Annotated in this window: 16 protein-coding genes; 3 read left to right on the top strand and 13 right to left on the bottom strand. The window is 67.2% G+C overall.

What is annotated here, in order from left to right; genetic code table 11:
* Nucleotides 1-81 precede the first annotated feature (81 nt).
* The 11 genes from ACFWUP_RS18115 to infA form a co-directional block, all read right to left on the bottom strand.
* Entirely contained in the window at nucleotides 82-1068 is a 987-nt protein-coding gene (locus ACFWUP_RS18115; protein WP_379235613.1) for a helix-turn-helix domain-containing protein, read from the bottom strand.
* A 155-nt stretch (nucleotides 1069-1223) separates the two neighbouring features.
* Complete coding sequence (locus tag ACFWUP_RS18110) at nucleotides 1224-2150, bottom strand: nitrilase-related carbon-nitrogen hydrolase (protein ID WP_379235611.1); 927 nt, start codon at nucleotides 2148-2150, stop codon at nucleotides 1224-1226.
* Between the two features lie 120 nt (nucleotides 2151-2270).
* Nucleotides 2271-3191, bottom strand: coding sequence for a helix-turn-helix domain-containing protein (locus ACFWUP_RS18105; protein WP_379235609.1), 921 nt, complete (start codon nucleotides 3189-3191; stop codon nucleotides 2271-2273).
* Between the two features lie 79 nt (nucleotides 3192-3270).
* Complete coding sequence (gene truA, locus ACFWUP_RS18100) at nucleotides 3271-4086, bottom strand: tRNA pseudouridine(38-40) synthase TruA (RefSeq protein ID WP_379235607.1); 816 nt, start codon at nucleotides 4084-4086, stop codon at nucleotides 3271-3273.
* Nucleotides 4087-4168: 82 nt separating this feature from the next.
* The gene (rplQ, locus tag ACFWUP_RS18095) at nucleotides 4169-4684 is read right to left on the bottom strand and encodes a 50S ribosomal protein L17 (protein WP_056818291.1); all 516 of its coding nucleotides are present in this window, start codon (nucleotides 4682-4684) and stop codon (nucleotides 4169-4171) included.
* A 21-nt stretch (nucleotides 4685-4705) separates the two neighbouring features.
* A complete protein-coding gene (locus ACFWUP_RS18090) occupies nucleotides 4706-5764 on the bottom strand; it encodes a DNA-directed RNA polymerase subunit alpha (RefSeq protein WP_056818293.1) in 1059 nt (352 codons plus the stop codon).
* Between the two features lie 89 nt (nucleotides 5765-5853).
* A complete protein-coding gene (rpsD, locus tag ACFWUP_RS18085; protein ID WP_379235605.1) occupies nucleotides 5854-6459 on the bottom strand; it encodes a 30S ribosomal protein S4 in 606 nt (201 codons plus the stop codon).
* Nucleotides 6460-6483: 24 nt separating this feature from the next.
* Complete coding sequence (gene rpsK, locus ACFWUP_RS18080; RefSeq protein WP_019045110.1) at nucleotides 6484-6897, bottom strand: 30S ribosomal protein S11; 414 nt, start codon at nucleotides 6895-6897, stop codon at nucleotides 6484-6486.
* A 9-nt stretch (nucleotides 6898-6906) separates the two neighbouring features.
* A complete protein-coding gene (rpsM, locus tag ACFWUP_RS18075) occupies nucleotides 6907-7278 on the bottom strand; it encodes a 30S ribosomal protein S13 (RefSeq protein WP_266296680.1) in 372 nt (123 codons plus the stop codon).
* 178 nt (nucleotides 7279-7456) lie between these two features.
* Nucleotides 7457-7570 (bottom strand): 50S ribosomal protein L36, encoded by a 114-nt coding sequence (rpmJ, locus tag ACFWUP_RS18070; RefSeq protein ID WP_056818299.1) that lies wholly within the window; start codon nucleotides 7568-7570, stop codon nucleotides 7457-7459.
* A 144-nt stretch (nucleotides 7571-7714) separates the two neighbouring features.
* Nucleotides 7715-7936, bottom strand: a complete 222-nt coding sequence (infA, locus tag ACFWUP_RS18065) for a translation initiation factor IF-1 (RefSeq protein ID WP_003418601.1) — start codon at nucleotides 7934-7936, stop codon at nucleotides 7715-7717.
* A 359-nt stretch (nucleotides 7937-8295) separates the two neighbouring features.
* Here infA and ACFWUP_RS18060 point away from each other — a divergent pair, with 359 nt between their 5' ends.
* The gene (locus ACFWUP_RS18060) at nucleotides 8296-11433 is read left to right on the top strand and encodes an AAA family ATPase (protein ID WP_379235603.1); all 3138 of its coding nucleotides are present in this window, start codon (nucleotides 8296-8298) and stop codon (nucleotides 11431-11433) included.
* Between the two features lie 99 nt (nucleotides 11434-11532).
* Here the strand turns inward: ACFWUP_RS18060 and ACFWUP_RS18055 are convergent, their stop codons facing one another.
* Nucleotides 11533-11925 (bottom strand): DUF4254 domain-containing protein, encoded by a 393-nt coding sequence (locus ACFWUP_RS18055; RefSeq protein ID WP_379235601.1) that lies wholly within the window; start codon nucleotides 11923-11925, stop codon nucleotides 11533-11535.
* A 281-nt stretch (nucleotides 11926-12206) separates the two neighbouring features.
* Between ACFWUP_RS18055 and ACFWUP_RS18050 the strand changes: the two genes are divergently transcribed.
* The gene (locus tag ACFWUP_RS18050) at nucleotides 12207-13016 is read left to right on the top strand and encodes a GntR family transcriptional regulator (RefSeq protein WP_379235599.1); all 810 of its coding nucleotides are present in this window, start codon (nucleotides 12207-12209) and stop codon (nucleotides 13014-13016) included.
* An 8-nt stretch (nucleotides 13017-13024) separates the two neighbouring features.
* Entirely contained in the window at nucleotides 13025-13609 is a 585-nt protein-coding gene (locus ACFWUP_RS18045) for a GNAT family N-acetyltransferase (RefSeq protein WP_379235597.1), read from the top strand.
* Here ACFWUP_RS18045 and eccCa read toward each other — a convergent pair whose 3' ends face one another.
* Nucleotides 13610-17677, bottom strand: a complete 4068-nt coding sequence (gene eccCa, locus ACFWUP_RS18040; RefSeq protein WP_379235595.1) for a type VII secretion protein EccCa — start codon at nucleotides 17675-17677, stop codon at nucleotides 13610-13612.
* Nucleotides 17678-17685 lie beyond the last annotated feature (8 nt).

Below are 17685 nucleotides of genomic sequence, written 5' to 3'. Positions count from 1 at the left end.
ACAAGAATAGCCCCGCGCTCACACCCCCTCAATACCTTCCAGGTCACTTGACCAGCGAAAACCCCGCTACGCAAAACTCTTTCAGCAGATTCCACTTCGACGGGACTGGCGGTATTCGCCGGGCGTCATTCCGGTTTCGCGGTGGAACGCGCGATAGAAATGCCGTTCGGAAGCAAATCCCGAACCGAAGGCTACCGCGCTCGACGGATGCGAGTGGCTGCTGATGAGCAGCGATTGCGCGTGCCGAACCCGCAGCTTGCGCAAGCTGGCGTTGAAACTCTCGCCGCCGTCGAAGATCCGGAACAGGGTGCGGCGCGAGATATGGCAGGCCGCCGCGACCTCGTCGACGGACAATTCCGGGTCTATATAGCGTTTGCGCAGATAGACCATGACGTGTTCGCGACTCAGCGCTTCGGCGGGCGAATCGGTCGGCCGTTCCCCCGCGGCCAGCAGTACCGCGGATCCGATCAGTCCGAGCGCGCTGCCCGCCAGGACTTCGGCTTCGGCAGGAGCCTCGTGCTGAAACCTCGCGAGCTTGCGGAAAAAGCCGGCGACCACGCCTGCCGCGCTGTCGGCAGGCACGGTCACCGCCGTCGGCAACTCCAACTGTTCCAGGCCGGGTTGGTCCCGGAGCAGGCTGATCGGCACCTGCACGACGACCTGCTCGAAGTCTCGACTGTCGCTCCAATCACCTGATCCGTTGGTCCAGTGGTACGGCACGGTGGTGTCGTAGAAGACCATGTCACCCCCGCTGACCGGGGCAGACCGGCCGTGCTGATGCAGGCAGGCCCCACCCTTGGTGTGGATGCTCGCCAAGAGGTAGCCGTCACTGGAACGGGCGACATGACCTTTGGAGCGGCGGAACGCCTGATTGCTGCCCGCGAGGGCTGTCAGGCTGAAGTCGTCCGGACCGGTCAATGAGCCGGTGGTGACCCGGCCGTAGAAGGGTGCCTCGGGATGAGTGTCGACCGCGAGCGGCACGTAGGTCTGCGACATCAGTGCTTCCCATTCGTCGCGCGCGGCACTGCGCGGCGTCGGCGAGGAGAACTCGTACGTCTCGATGGCCATCAGCAGCCGACCTCCGGAACCCAGGCGTAGTCGCCCCTACGGCATCGGCCAACAATAGCCCCGGCACCATATCCCGTTCAAGGGCAGCGAGGTTCGCTCTATCAGCGAAAACATCGCTGTGCGAACTACTTTCGGAGGTCTTCGATTCGCATCTATCAGGCCGATTCAACGATCCCCGCGCGCACCGGTTCGCGCCGAACAACCCGCCCACTCGTCACCCTCGGCGCCCGCTCACCGATCGTCCGCAGCGCCCGGCCGACCTCGAGATCGGCGAACAACAACCCCTCCTGCCCCTCGGCCAACGGCGCAGCCAGCTCCAACCCGCCGGGCCCGAAGACCCGCGAAACCCCTCCACCGCCACGCAGCAGCCGCCGATCCGGCATCCGCGCGTCGACAACCTCCCAGCCCGCCACCGGAACGACGGCGACCGGCGCGATGACGTGCGTCGATCCGTCCATCGCGTAGCGAACGCTGGCCGCGGTGTCGAGGTCGCCGCCCCACTCCTTGTCCTCGCCGTAGTAGACGGTGAAGCCGGGCCAGGCCGCGATGTGGATCTGTTCGCGTTGTTCGTGCATGCGGGCGCGCAGGTCGGCACGCAGGTGGTCGGTGCCGCCGAGAACGCCGATCCGTCCGAGTTCGGTGTCGCGGACCAGCAGGCCGCCGTCGGAGGTGTTGAACACGGTGCGTTCGAGCCCGGTCGGCTCGGCCTTGCGGACCACCGTGATCGTGCCGTTCGTGTCGATCAGCGCCTGGGACATGAAGATCTCGTCCCCGGCCCGCTCCGCGAATCCGACCGACACGTGAATCCCCTTGCGGCGGGCGGCATAGGCGATCGCCCGCAATTCGGGTCCGTCGGCGGTGAGCGCGTTCGCGCGATATCTGGCCAGGAATTCCCCGCCCCAGTCAACCGAGTTCAGCCACATCCACCAGGGAAATCCCGGCAGGAAAGTCTCGGGGAACGCGACCAGTCCGGCACCATCGTCGGCGGCCTGTTCGATATACCCGATGGTCTGCTCGACTCCCGCAGACAGGTTCAACCACCTCGGCTCGGCTTGCACCGCCGCCACACGTATCCGGCTCATCGTGCCCCCTGGTCGCCTATCGGAGTAAAAGTGCTCTTTTCACTCTCTCGCAGAATTGCGCGTCTCAAACTGTCAATTCGTGCCAGTCGACTGACGGGACGTGCCAACCCGTCGGTTTCTTCAGGTGCCGTGCGTTTCTCGGAACTCACCAGGGGTCATACCCGTTTCCCACCGGAAAGCACGGAAGAACTGCCGTTCGGACGAAAACCCGGACGAAACCGCGACCGACGCCATCGACCGACCGCGATCGCCGAGCAGCAGTGCGCGCGCCGCATCCACCCGCATCTGCCGCAGCACCGCGCCGACCCCCTCGTCACCGAACACGCGATAGAGGCTGCGTCGCGACAGCAGGCAGGCCTGCGCGATCTCGTCGACGTTCAGCCGCGGATCGGTGCAGCGCCGACGCATATAGGTGAGCACGTGTTCGCGAACCAGCGCCTGCGCCGGCGGCCCGGTCGGCAGCTCGCCCGCCGCGAGCCGGACCGCCGAAGCCAGCAGCGTGAGCCCGTTGTCGGCCAGTACGTTCGCGTGCTCGGGCGCGGCCTGCTCGATTCGCGCCAGATCTCGAAAGAACGTCGCGACCACGCCCGCCGCGGTGTGGGATCCGAGCGCCACCGCGGTCGGCATTTTACCCAGTTCCGCCCCGGCTTCCGCGCGCACCGACTCGAGCGGGGCCTGCACGACGACCTGCGCCCACGACTCGTCGATCTCCCAGTGATACGGCCGGGACGTGTCATAGAAGACCATGTCCCCGGCCCGCACCACCGCGACCCGACCGTCCTGATGCAGCCGCCCGATCCCCTCGACGACAATCGACCCGAGCAGAAACTCCCCTTCGGTCCGCGCTATCCCTCGCTTGGTCCGCCGAATCCGCTGCGCACTCGAACTGATCGTCGACAAGTCGAATCCGGCCATCCTGCTGCGATGAATCGCACCGTGAAACTCCGCGCCCCGATCCGGGTCGACAGCCAACGGGACGTAACTCTCGGAAAGAAACGACTCCCACTCCGCAAAGGATTCACCGCGCTCCACCGAACTCACAGCTCCTCCCCTACCGCCGACCATTTCGTCTGAATGGCATTATCCCCCTCAGAAGCAATGACTTGCGCGCGGCGCACGACTAATCGCCGCAGCACCCGGGCTCCGGGACGGTTCGGGTTTCGCGGGTTTGGATGTTGCGGGCGGCGAGGTCGGTGTCGGCGGGGTAGTCGACGGCGATCAGGCTCAGGCCGTGGGCGGGGGCGACGGTGACCGAGCTGGAGCGTTCGGTTTCGGCGAGCAGGGTGGCGGTCCAGTCGGGGGTGCGGCGGCCTTCCCCGACGGCGAGGACGGCGCCCACGAGGCTGCGGACCATCGACCAACAGAAGGCGTCGGCGCTGACGTAGGCGGTGAGGAAGTCGCCGTCGCGTTCCCAATCGAAGCGCTGGAGTTCGCGAATGGTGGTTGCGCCCTCACGACGGCGGCAGAAAGCAGCGAAGTTGTGCAGGCCCAACAGGTTTCGGGAGGCGGCGCGCATGGCCTCGAGGTCGACGCCGGGCTTGCACGGCACCACTCCGCGCGCCTGCAACGGCTGAGCGCCGTAGGGGGCGGTGGTGAGGCGGTAGGCGTAGTGGCGGCGCATCGCGGAGAAGCGGGCGTCGAATTCCGAAGGCGCTGTGCGGATTTCGGTGATCCGTACATCCTTGGGGAGGAATTTCGCCATCCGGTACATCAGCTTGTCCGCGTCGAATTCCACCGAGGTGTCGAAGTGCGCGACCTGACCCTCGGCGTGCACACCCGCATCGGTGCGCCCGGCGACCGTCAAAACGATGGGCTCACGCAACACCTTCGACAGCGACTCCTCCAACACACCCTGCACCGTGCGCAACCCGGGCTGACGCGCCCAGCCGATGAAATCGGTTCCGTCATAACTGATCCCGAGCCGCACCCGCGTCATGCCATCCTCCTGAACTCGCACACGGAAAAGAACCGAGCCCGCCACCCACGAAGGGTGACGGGCTCGGCCAAGATGCCTGAGATCAGGCGTCCTTCTTGTCCTCGGTGGCCTCGTCGGCGGCCGGGGCGTCAGCCACGGTCTCGTCGGCGACGGTCTCGTCGACGACCTCAGCGGCCGGAGCCTCTTCGGTCTTCTGCGAAGCGGCGACACGACGGGCACGATCGGCCTCGTTGGTCACGGTCTTCTCGCGGACGAGCTCGATGATGGCCATCGGCGCGTTGTCACCCTTGCGCGGCAGCGCCTTGGTGATTCGTGTATATCCACCTTCGCGACCCTCGAACGAGGGACCGATGTCGGCGAACAGGACGTGGACGACGTCCTTGTTGCGGATGTCCTTCATGACCTCACGACGGTCGGCAAGGCTGCCGGCCTTCGCCTTGGTGATGATCTTCTCGGCGTAGGGACGCACCGCCTTGGCCTTGGCCTCGGTGGTCGTGATCCGACCGTGCTCGAAAAGCGCCGTGGCCAGGTTGGCGAAGATCGCCTTCTGGTGCGACGCCGAGCCGCCGAACCGGCGACCCTTCTTGGGCTTGGGCATTGTGGGTTTCTCCTGGGCGTATTAAAGCTGTTCGGTTTCGGCGTAGTCCTGCTCGCCGCCGTCGGTATCACTGAACGTGCCGCTGTCGCTCCACGTTCCGGTGCTCGCGTCGTAACCCACCACGGAGGACGGGTCGAACGACGCCGGGCTGTCCTTGAGCGAGAGGCCGAGCGTGTGCAGCTTGACCTTCACCTCGTCGATGGACTTCTGGCCGAAGTTGCGGATGTCGAGCAGGTCCGACTCGGTGCGGGCAACGAGCTCGCCCACCGTGTGCACACCCTCGCGCTTGAGGCAGTTGTAGGACCGGACGGTGAGGTCCAGGTCCTCGATCGGCAGACCGAACGAGGCGATGTGATCTGCCTCGGCCGGGCTGGGGCCGATCTCGATGCCCTCGGCTTCGACGTTGAGCTCACGGGCCAGGCCGAAGAGCTCGACCAGGGTCTTACCGGCCGAAGCCAGCGCGTCCCGAGCCGTGATGGAGTTCTTGGTCTCCACGTCGAGGATGAGACGGTCGAAGTCGGTGCGCTGCTCGACACGGGTGGCCTCGACCTTGTAGGTCACCTTGAGCACCGGGGAGTAGATCGAATCCACGGGGATCCGGCCGATTTCCGCACCGGTCGCCTTGTTCTGCACGGCGGGCACGTAGCCGCGGCCCCGCTCGACGACGAGCTCGATCTCGAGCTTGCCCTTGTCGTTCAGGGTGGCGATGTGCATGTCCGGGTTGTGCACGATGACGCCGGCGGGCGGGACGATGTCACCAGCGGTGACGGTGCCCGGGCCCTGCTTACGCACGTACATGGTGACCGGCTCGTCCTCTTCGGAGGACACGACCAGGCCCTTGAGGTTCAGGATGATGTCGGTGACATCTTCCTTCACGCCGGGGACGGTGGTGAACTCGTGCAGGACGCCGTCGATGCGGATGCTCGTGACCGCGGCCCCCGGGATGGAGGACAGCAGGGTACGACGCAGCGAGTTGCCGAGGGTGTAACCGAAGCCCGGCTCGAGGGGTTCGATGGTGAACTTCGAGCGGTTCTCCGCCACAACCTCTTCGGTCAGTGTCGGACGCTGGGAAATCAGCATGAGGATCTACTTCCTGTCTGGGCATCCACTATTTGATGCCTGATCAGTGATTGCGGGGGCCGCCGCGTAGCGACCCCCACCAAAAGCGCTTACTTCGAGTAGTACTCGACGATGAGCTGTTCCTGCAGCGGCACATCGATCTGCGCGCGCTCGGGCAGCTGGTGCACCAGGATGCGCAGGCGGCCGGGGACGACCTGCAGCCAACCGGGAACCGGGCGGTCGCCGACGGTCTCGCGAGCTACCTGGAACGGCAGCGTCGGGAGCGACTTCTCCTTGACATCGATGATGTCGTACTGGGAGACCTGGTAGCTGGGGACGTCCACCTTGACACCGTTGACGATGAAGTGACCGTGGCTGACCAGCTGACGGGCCTGACGACGGGTACGGGCCAGACCGGCGCGGTACACGACGTTGTCCAGACGCGACTCGAGCAGACGGAGCAGGTTGTCGCCGGTCTTACCCTTGAGGCGGTTGGCCTCTTCGTAGTAACGACGGAACTGCTTCTCCATGACGCCGTACGAGAAGCGAGCCTTCTGCTTCTCCTGCAGCTGCATGAGGTACTCGGATTCCTTGATCCGCGCGCGGCCGTGCTGGCCGGGCGGGTAAGGACGACGCTCGAACGCCTGGTCGCCTCCGACGAGGTCGACGCGCAGACGACGCGACTTGCGGGTGATGGGGCCTGTATAACGTGCCATTTTAAGCTTTTTCCTTTCCCGCTATTAGACGCGACGCCGCTTGGGCGGACGGCAGCCGTTGTGCGGCTGAGGAGTGACATCGGAGATCGAGCCGACCTCGAGGCCTGCGGCCTGCAGCGAACGGATCGCGGTCTCGCGGCCCGAACCCGGGCCCTTCACGAACACGTCGACCTTCTTGACGCCGTTCTCCTGCGCCTTGCGGGCAGCGTTCTCGGCAGCGAGCTGCGCGGCGAACGGGGTGCTCTTACGCGAACCCTTGAAACCGACGTGACCCGACGACGCCCACGAGATGACATTGCCCTCGGGGTCGGTGATCGAGACGATGGTGTTGTTGAACGTGCTCTTGATGTGCGCGTGGCCGTGCGGGATGTTCTTCTTATCCCGGCGACGCGACTTCTGAGTCTTCTTCGGGCCAGCGGCCCGGCTCTTCGGAGGCATACGCTATCCCTACTTCTTCTTGCCGGCGACGGTCTTCTTCGGACCCTTGCGCGTACGCGCATTGGTCTTGGTGCGCTGACCACGCACAGGCAGGCCACGACGGTGGCGGATGCCCTGGTAGCAGCCGATCTCGATCTTGCGACGAATATCGGCCTGCACCTCGCGGCGCAGGTCACCTTCGACCTTGTAGTCCGTGGCCTCGATGAACTCACGAAGCTTCGCGAGGTCGTCGTCGGTCAGATCCTTGGAGCGCAGGTCGGGGCTGACGCCCGTCTCGGCCAGGATCTGGGTGGCGCGGGTGCGCCCGATTCCGAAGATGTAGGTCAGCGCGATCTCCATGCGCTTTTCGCGCGGGAGATCAACGCCCATCAGACGTGCCATGTGGCAGGTTCCTTAATGGTTGCGGAGGTCTGCTCCCCGTCCGTCCCCCCGAGTACTGAATGGGGGCACCGGCCTCCGTGCCGGTGGATGGCGCGCACACGTGCGTACGCGCTGGATCTGGGAGTTCTTCTTTCGGTCAGTCCGATCAGACGATCGGTGCCCGGTGGTGAGGGGAGACTCAGCCCTGACGCTGCTTGTGGCGCAGGTTGTCGCAGATCACCATGACTCGCCCGTGACGGCGGATCACCTTGCACTTCTCGCAGATCTTCTTGACGCTCGGATTAACCTTCACGTCAGTCCAATCTTGTATTGGTCCACACAGGTGTGTGAACACAGTTTTTCCCCAGCCTGAGGACTGGGGAAGTCTGGGGTGCGTCCCGATGCCGGGACACTGTGCGACGCCGCGCGCCGGTGGGGCTCGCGACGCCGTCAGGCATCACTTGTAGCGGTAGACAATCCGGCCGCGTGAGAGGTCGTACGGCGACAGCTCGACGACAACGCGGTCTTCCGGAAGGATACGAATGTAGTGCTGCCGCATCTTTCCGCTGATGTGCGCGAGAACCTTGTGACCGTTCTCGAGCTCGATCCGGAACATCGCATTGGGCAGCGGCTCGACAACTCGACCCTCGACCTCGATGGCCCCGTCTTTCTTCGCCATATCCTCCGCGATCCCGGTTACGCTCAACCTGAGTTTTGGTTCGTGCTGCTCACTCGCAACGGCCGACGATCAGTCGACATGCATGCGAACAGTCGGCGCATAGGTGCACCGCCGCTCAAGCTTACCGGGCCGGGCGGTCAGAGGCAAAAGTGCCCCGCACGGTACACCCCGAACGGGCCTTACGCTGTGCGATCCGGCTGGCTCGTTACCCAGAGATCCGGGGGTTGACGGTGGGCCGTCAGAGGTATGGCCCCAGAGATGAGGCGCCCGCCACGTCGGCTGGGTTGTCGCGTAAACTCCACGGCGTCGGATAATTGGGTCGATCAGAATCGGGGGACCCTGGTGAGTGAGGCGTGCCGGTGAGCCGCAACAACGACAGCCTCCCCATGCTGCCGCCGTGGCTGTCGGAAAGCGATGTCACGCAGGTCGGTTACGAGGCTCCGGTCGAGAACCTGCCCCAGGACGACGAGATCGACGAGGCACCCAAACGCCGCCGCTTCATGAGCCGCGGTGACGACGCCCCGCGTAAGGACAAGGGCAGGCGCCGCCGCAAGGACCGCGAAGCCGACGAAGAGGCCACCGCTGCTCCAGCCGAGCCCGCTCCCCAGTCCGGTTGGTCGACGCCGCCGCCCGCGAGCCCGCTGATCCCCGGCCCGTCCCACCAGCAGCCGCGCCGCGAGGAGCCGCCGCGTCCTACTTACGAGCAGCCCGGCCGCGACCACCTGCGGTCCCCGAGCCGGGAGCAGCAGGCGAGGGCCGGTTGGCAGGCTGCCCCGAACCCGCTCGTTCCGTCGCCGAGCGACTCGGCCCCGCGGCCGAATGCCCAGCGGCCGTCTGCGACCACAGGTCCTGCGGACGACTCGATGCCGTGGCACACCGGCCAGCCGTCGCCGACCGCCACATCGCCTGCTCAGGGCGGGCCGTCCGCCCACGCGGGGCCCGCACCGACCGCTGAGTCGCCAAATCACGCCGATGGCTCGCTCCCGACGCGCACCCCGGCGGCACCGTCGACCGGCTTCACCCCGCTCGGCCCGACCCCGCAACGCCCCGACCTCCCCCCACCCCCTCCCCTGCCGGACCCGCCTGCCCGCCCGACCCAGGCCCCACCGCGCCTGACCGCCCCACCGCAGCCGGTCGTCCCGCCCCGCGAGGCCGAACAGCCCGCCGACACGGCATCGCCGCCCACCGCAACCCCAGTGCCCGCCGCCGAAGCGCAGGCCGCCTGGGACCCGTTCGCCGATGGCACGTCCTCGCCGGCACCTGCGGAAACACCTGAACCGCACTCGGACTCCGCGACCCGTGATGCGCAGCCCGATGCCGCGCGGACGTCCCACCGAGCCGCGCACACTGCAGCCGAATCCATGTCGCAGGATGCCGCGCTGGATCACGCGGTGCCCGAAGTGCCTTCGCGCGCTGTGCAATCGGATCCGCGACCTGTCACCGGCGAGCCCGAGCGGCCGCACACAGCGCCGTCGCCGACCGACCACTCGGCTACTGAGGCATTCTCCGGCGTCGGGCATTCGGGCGACCGATCCCCGCACGCCACAGGCGAATCCGCGGCACCGCACGGATCTCCGTACAGCTCCGGTGAATCGGTCGCTCCGCAGCAGTCCGCGGACCAGCGGTCGCCGTACGCGTCGGGCGAGACGGTGCAGCCGTCGACTTATCCTGCGACGCAATACAACTCGGTGCCCGGCGATCCCACACCCGTCGCGCCGACGCATGCGCCGGACGGGCGGACCGAGGTCTTCCGGTCCGATGATCCGCGACTGCCGAGCCACGGACCGGAGGGCGGCTCGAACGCGCCGGACCAGGCTCGCCCTGCCCAAACCGGTTATCGCTCCGGTGAATTCGTGCAAGCGGCCGATGCCGTCTCGCCGTATCCACGTCCCGACGGCACCCCGGCACAGCACCAACAGCCCGACGGGCTGCCCACCTACGGGCCCGACGGTGTCGCCGTGCGGCCCGACGGCGCGGCTCCGCGCCGGCCAGATGCCGCGCCCACGCAGCACCGACTGCCCGACGGCGCACCCGCGCAACAGAATCCGCTCGACGGCGCCCAGGCTTCGCAGTTCGCTCAGCCGAATCAGGGTGCGCAGCAACAGTTCCTGCCGAACGGCCCGTCACTGCCGTACCAGCCCGACCGGGCTCCCACACAGCAGCAGCCCACCGGACCGGGCCAGCAGTACCTTCCCAATGGCACGCCCGCGCAGCAGTTCCTGCCCGACGGCACACCCGCGCCTCAGCACCCGCAGCCCAACGGCCCCGGCCAGCAGTATCTGCCCGATGGCACGCCTGCACCGCAGTACCACGCGGACGGCACCCCAGCGCGCCAGTATCGGCAGCCCGGCCAGCAGTTCCTGCCCGACGGCACTGCGGCACCCCAGCACCAGCCGAACGGCACCTTCGCGCAGCAATATCAGCAGCCGAATGCCCCCCAGTTCCACCCCGATGGCACCCCGGTGCATCAGCAGTACCAGCAGCCCACCGCGTCCCCGCAGCATCAGCAGCCGGGAAACCAGGGCCAACCGCCCTACGGCCAACCCGGTTGGGGCGCACAGCAACAGGGCTACCAACCCTCCCTCGACGACGTCCCCGTCAAGCGCGCCAAGAAGGCGCCTGGCAGTGGTTGGCGCAAGGCCGTGCACCACGTTTCCGGTGGCGCGATCAACCCCGGCATGTCCGCCGAGGAGCTGCGCCTGCAGGAGCTCGTGGCCCGCATCCGGCAGCCCGTCAGGGGCGATTACCGCATCGCGGTGCTCTCGCTGAAGGGCGGCGTCGGCAAGACGACCACCACCACCGGTCTCGGCTCGATCTTCGCCTCGATCCGCGGCGACCGGGTGATCGCCGTCGACGCCAACCCCGACTTCGGCACCCTGTCGCAGCGCGTCGCCATCCAGACCCGCTCGACCGTGCGCGATCTACTGCTCGACCCGTCGATCCAGCGCTATTCCGATGTCCGCAGGCACACCTCCCAGGGCTCGAGCCGCCTGGAAGTCCTTGCCAGCGAACGTGATCCGGCCGCCTCGGAGGCGTTCAACGACGAGGAATACCGCGCCGTCGCCCGCATCCTGCAGCGCTTCTACAACATCATCCTCACCGACTGCGGCACCGGCCTGATGCACTCGGCGATGAGCGGCGTCCTCGACCTCGCCCACTCCCTTGTGCTGATCTCCTCCGCCGCGATCGACGGCGCCCGCAGCGCCGCCGCCACCCTCGACTGGCTGTCCCTGCACGGCCACGACCACCTGGTCCGCAACGCGGTGGTCGTCATCAACCTCCCCCGCGAGGGCTCCCCCAACGTCGGCGTCCAGCAGCTACGCCAGTACTTCCTGTCCCGCTGCCGCGCCGTCCACATCATCCCCTTCGACGAACACCTCTCCGAGGGCGCCGAAATCGACCTGCACCGCCTGCACAAGAGCACCAAGCGCGCCTACGTCGAACTGGCCGCCACGGTGGCCGACGAGTTCGGCGTCCAGCACCACCGCCTGGGCTGATACGAAAAGCCGTGCCCGCGGTGAACAACGCGGGCACGGTCTCCGAACTGGACTAGGTCACCGCCGCGGCAGCCGCCTGCGCCGCGTCGAAGAGTTGGGTCACCACTCCGGCAACCGCCGACGTCCGGCCAGCACATCGCGCACCAAATCGTCGTAGGCGTCGGCCAGTTCGGCCAGGTGGTGCCAGGCGCTGTGCAGCATCTCGTCGTGGGCGGCCATCGTCATCAGGGCGTGGTGGGCTCGCACCGAAGCTTCGGCCATGCGGTCGATGACGGCGCCGACGGTCTCGGTGTGCAGGGTCGCGCCGAGACGGTGTTGCGGGATCCCACGCAGCACCCAGTCGTCGATCGCCAGCACCAGTTCGCTACGGCGACAGTCGATTTCGCGCAGAGCCTCCGGGTCGGTGTCGACCCGGCCGCCGCGTCCGACCACCCGTTTCTCGTGCAGCACGGCCAGGTCGCGCGCGAACCACAGCAGCGGTCCGCCGACCACCCGATGTCCGCGACACGCCCGGACGAGAATGTCGGAGAGGGGTAACAGACCGGTAGCGGGCGGGGGCCCGGCGGTATCGACACTCCGGAGTGTGTCGGGGAAAGCCATTACAACTGTTGAACTCTCCGAACCAGCCACGTTGCCTCGCCGTCATCGCCGCAGAGCACCGGATCAGGACGTTCATTACAATAAACCTCGCAAGCTCACTGTCAAGCATTACTCGGCCGTAGGTAACCGATACGAGTACACTTCGTTACCTGCACGACTTACCGAGGAGCAAGATGGCGGACGGTCCGACCTATCTCCGGATCGCGAACCTTCTCCGTGAGGAGATCCGCGCGGGCACATGGAAACCGGGCGACCGGCTTCCGAGTCACTCCGAGCTCGCCGATCAGATGCAGGTCTCGATCACCACCTCGCGCAACGCGATTCAGGTGCTGGTCGCCGAAAATCTGGTCTACACAGCGACTTCCCGCGGCACCATCGTGCGCAACCAGGAAGTCCTGGAGTCGGTGGTCACCGACCACATCCGCCGCGATCGGCCCAAGTCCGCGCACGACATCTTCGAAGAGATCGCGCGCGCGGCCAACCGGGAACCCTCCAAACAGTTCAGCACCAGGATGGAACCCGCCAGCACCGAAGTCGCGCGCTGGCTCGGTGTCGCCGCCGACTCCTGGGTGCTCGCCCGCACGGTCGTGCAGTACCTCGACAACGAACCGTGGTCGTGGGAGGTGAGCTTCTACCCCCGCGACCTGGCCGAAGCCGCGGGCATCGACTCCCCACGCGACATCCCCGAGGGCACCACCCGCCGCCTCGCCGACCGCGGCTACGGCGAAACCGCCCACCGCGACACCGTGCTGGCCCGCGCCGCCACCGCCGAGGAAGCCGCCGTCCTCGGCGTCGCCACCGGCACCGTCCTGCTCGACCACCTGCGCATCGGCGCCAACCACGAACGCGTCACCCGCGCCACCCGCCACCGCTCCCTGGCAGGCCGCAACCAGCTGGCCTACCAACTCGGCGACACCACCGGCACCGACGTCATCGCCCGCGCACTGGGCATCGCCCCCGGGTCGGCCGTCGCCCTGCCATGACGGTGCGCATGCGCCCGGCCACCCTGGGCGACCTGCCGCTGATCTGCCGCCTGCGCGTGCAACGCACGTCGTGGCTGACGGCTCGCGGGTCGGACCAGTGGACGGTGGCCGGGCGCGGGCGACCGATCGAGATCTTCGCGGGGGCGGTGGGGCGGGCGCTGGATCGGGGTGAGACGTGGATCGCGGAGGTGGACGGTGAGTCGGCTGGGACGATCACGGTGAACCATCGGGCGGATCCGGGGTTGTGGTCGGCGTGGGAGCTGGCGGAGTCGGTGATCGTGCATTTCATGATCGTGGATCTGCGGTTCGCGGGTCGTCGGGTGGGTGATCATCTGCTGGCTCATGCGGCGCGATTGGCCGCCCAGCAACATCGGCCGTGGGTTCGGCTCGACGCGTGGACGACCAACACCGAACTCCACGACTACTACCGCCGCGCGGGTTTCGCGCTGGCCCGGGTCGCCGGACCCGTCGCCACCGGCCCCTCCAGAGCATTGTTCGAGAGACAGGTTGCGACGTGGCCGCGCCGTCTGCCGGCGGGATTCACCGTTGTCCGTGCGCGGCAACGGCTCTCGACGGCTTCGACGCGGGACTGATCAGAGCGTCGGCAGGTCGGCGATGTGCACGAGTTCGACGCCCTGGCTGCGGGAGACCAGCGTGCCGCGGCCGGGCGGCATCTTGCTCGGGCGAACATCGCCGATCAGCTTTCCTTCGTCCCGGGAACCGCTCATGATCAGCGTCTGCACCGACAGGTTCTTCATCGCGCCGAGCACCGGGTCGTACAGCGCACGCGACGCGCCACCGATCCGGCGGGTGACCACCAGGTGCAGGCCGATATCGCGTGCCTGGGGCAGGTATTCGAGCAGCGGGGCGAAGGGGTTGGCCGATCCGGTGACCACCATGTCGTAGTCGTCGACGACGACATAGATCTCCGGGCCCGACCACCAGCTGCGTTCGCGCAGTTGCTGCTGGGTGATGTCGGAACCGGGGATTCGCTTGGACAGGTAGGCCGCGACCTCGGCGATCATCGGCCCGCAGGTCTGCGACGAGGTCGAGTAACCGGCCAGCTGATCGCCTTCGAGCACCCCGAGCATGGTGCGCCGGTAGTCGATCAGGATGACCCGCGCCTGCGACGCGTCGGACTGTTCGGCGATGCTCATCACGATGTTGCGCAGCAGCGTGGTCTTGCCGCATTCCACGTCGGCGAAGGCCATGAAGTGTGGTTCGAGACCGAAATCCAGTACCAGCGGCTGCAGTTCGGACTCGCCGAGACCGACGACGACCTTGCTGCGGTCGAGTTGGACGCCCTGTTCCTTGGCCGCGGCGATGACCTCGTCGCGCGGGAAGCTCAGCGGCAGCATGCGTACCTGCGGGGCACGTCGTCCCGGATACAGCGCGATGAGCTCCTCACGTGCCCTGGTGACACCGTCGGCGACCGTGGACGGGTCGGAGTCCGAATCCAGGCGGGGCAACGCGATCAGCATGTGCAACTGCTCGCGGGTGAGACCGCGGCCCGGCCTGCCGACCGGAACCTGGTGCGCGGTGCGCCGATTCATCTCCGAGTCGCCGGGATCGCCGAGGCGGAGCTCGAGTCTGGTACCGACCTGATCCTTGACCACCGGCCGAATCTCGGCCCACCGCGAGGCGGCGATCATCAGGTGGACGCCGAACGAAAGCCCCTGGGTGGCAATGGCATTGATCAGCGGTTCGAGGATGTCGAATTCCTCGCGGATGGCACCCCAGCCGTCGATCACCAGGAAGACGTCACCGAACTGGTCGGCGGCGAGCAGGTCGCCCGGTGCGGCGGTGGTGCCGTTGATCTGGCGCGCCTCCAGCGCGGAGAACTTACGCCGACGGAACTCCGACATGGATTCGATGCCGAGTTCGGCGAACCGTTCCTCGCGCTGCCGCATGAGGGTGGTGAGTTCGGCGATGGTGCGCCGGACCCGATCGCCGTCGAGACGACCGGCGACCGAACCGACGTGCGGGATCCCGACCAGGCCGGCCATGCTGCCGCCACCGAAGTCGAGGCAGTAGAACTGCACCTGTTCTGGCGTGTGCGTGGCGGCCGCGGCCAGGATGATCGTGCGCAAGGTGGTCGACTTGCCCGACTGCGGGCCACCGACCACCGCCACGTTGCCCTGTGCGCCTGCGAGATTGATGGTGAGCACGTCGCGGCGCTGCTCGTAGGGCTTGTCGATGACACCGATCGGCATCCACAGCTGACCGTGCCGGTTCACCGGCGAACGCCAGTCGGGGTCGGGCAGCAACATGTCGGCGGTCGGCGATTCCTCCAGCGGTGGCAGCCACACCTCGTGGGCCGGCCTGCCGTGCCCGGTCAGTCGCTTGACCACCACGTCGAGCAGCGAATCCGGGATACCCTCCTCCGCGCTCTGCCCGCTGGGCGGGGGCGGTGGCGGAAGTTCCGGGCGACCGCGCAGAACCGGGTCGTTCTCCTCCTGTTCCGCCTCGACCTCCACGGCTTCGACGGGGGCAGCGGTGAAGACCACCGGCCGTTGGCCGCCGACCGGCGCACCGTCGTCGTCGATGACCGTGCCGACCGGCGCGACATAGGAACCGGAAACATAGCTGGCGTTGAACCGAAGCGGTTCGGAGGCATCGCTTTTCAGGTAGCCCGCGCCGGGCACGCTGGGTAGGTGGTAAGCATCGGTGATGCCGAGGACCGCGCGTGATTCGTTGGCCGAGAAGGTGCGCAGACCGATCCGGTAGGACAGGTGCGATTCCAAGCCGCGCAGCTTGTTCTCCTCGAGGCGCTGCGAGGCCAGCAGCAGGTGTACGTGCAGCGAGCGGCCGAGGCGGCCGATCATCACGAACAGCTCGGCGAAATCGGGCTTCTGCGAGAGCAATTCGGAGAACTCGTCGACGACCACGAACAGCGCGGGTAGCGGATCGAGCGGAACGCCTGCCGCCCTTGCCTTCTCGTAGTCGGTGACGTTGGCGTAGTTGCCCGCCGAGCGCAGCAGTTCCTGGCGGCGGTTCATCTCACCGGCCAGCGCGTCCTTCATGCGGTCGACCAGCGAGAGTTCGTCCTCGAGGTTGGTGATCACGGCCGCGACGTGCGGCAGCGAATCGAGGCCGAGGAAGGTCGCGCCACCCTTGAAGTCGACGAGCACCAGGTTGAGCGCATCCGGTGAGTGCGTGGTGACCAGCGAAAGCACCAGTGTACGAAGGAATTCCGACTTGCCGGAGCCGGTGGCGCCGATGCACAGACCGTGCGGGCCCATGCCGTTCTCGGCCGACTCCTTGATGTCGATCTCGACGGGCGTGCCGTCCGGGGTGATACCGATCGGTACCCGAAGGCGTTCGCGCGCGGTGCGCGGTCGCCACACCCTGGCCGGGTCGATCTGGGCGGCGTCGGGAATGCGCAACAGGGCCATCAGGCCGGGGTCGCTGGTGGTGCCCTCCCCCAGGCTGACGATCTGCGCGGCCGTCGCGAGCCGGTAGCGGGCCAGCGCGCGTGCGAACGCCGCCGCCTCCGCCTGACTGACCTCGTCGGCCGTGGCGAACCGTTCCACCCCGGCGGCACTGCGCGCCGACACCGCGCCGTCGGCAACGACCAGTTGCAGGCCGCGCCGCGCCGCGAGTCCGTTCTCTGGCGCGGTCAGATCGAGCACGGTCACCGAGTCGAGGCCGGATTCGCTGATGGTGCGCTCGTTGCCGCTGATGTAGCCGTCGTCGATCACCACCACCAGGTGCAACCTGCCCTGGGTCGGCTGCGGATTGCGCATGAACCGGCCGCGTTCCATCAGCTCGGTCTGCAACGCCGATTCGAGCTCGCCCAGCGAGGTGTACATCATTCGCGCCGAGCCGAGTCCGTCGCGCACTGACGGATGTTGCACGTGCGGAAGCCATTTCGCCCAGGCCCAGTGCGTGTCCGGATCGGCGCAGACAATGGCGACGACGAGATTGTCCGGCCCGTGGAAGGTGGTCAGTTCCATCAGCATGGCCCGCACCAGCTCGCGGCCCTCGTCGAGGTCACCACCGATATTGATGGCGGGGAAGGCGCGCAGCGAGACCGCGGTCGGCAGTTCGTGCACCACCGAATGCGTGCGAACGAAACGGCGCAACGCCACCGTCGACACCGGTTCCAGGTCTTCGAGCGGACCGGTTTCGGGCCTGGCCAGCCTGGTGGCGAGCCGGTGGCTGCCGACGCCGACACGCACATGCCCGAAGTCGGGATCGTTGGGGCGGCGCTCCCACATCCGCCTGCTGCCGATCAGCGACGGCAGATCGGCGGGTTCGGGATGGCTCCAGCCGAGCGTCTCCAGCTGTTTGGTGCCGGTGGTGCGCACGTCCTTGCGCACCTGGTCCAGGTACCGGAAGTAGTCCTTGCGTTCCTCGTTGAGCTCGACGGCGCGCTTGGGGCCACCGCCGCGCATGCCCGCCATCATGCCGACCATCGACATGAGCATCATCATCGGGAACATCATCATCATCGGATTGGCCAGCAGATTGCGGCCCATCGTGACCATCATCGCGATCATGCCGACCACCGCGACCACCATGATCACGGGCATCAGCTTCATCATCAGCGGCGACGGGATCGCGCGCTGGATCTCCGGCGGCGGGGTGAGCGCTACTTCACCGCCCGGTGCGCGCGGCGGCGCGATCCGGGGGCGACGGACGAAACCTTCGGTTGCCATCGAACCCT

Origin of the sequence: Nocardia sp. NPDC058658 (assembly GCF_042716665.1) — a bacterium.
In the GTDB taxonomy this organism is placed as follows: Bacteria; Actinomycetota; Actinomycetes; order Mycobacteriales; family Mycobacteriaceae; genus Nocardia.
This window is presented reverse-complemented; position numbering and strand designations above follow the sequence as displayed.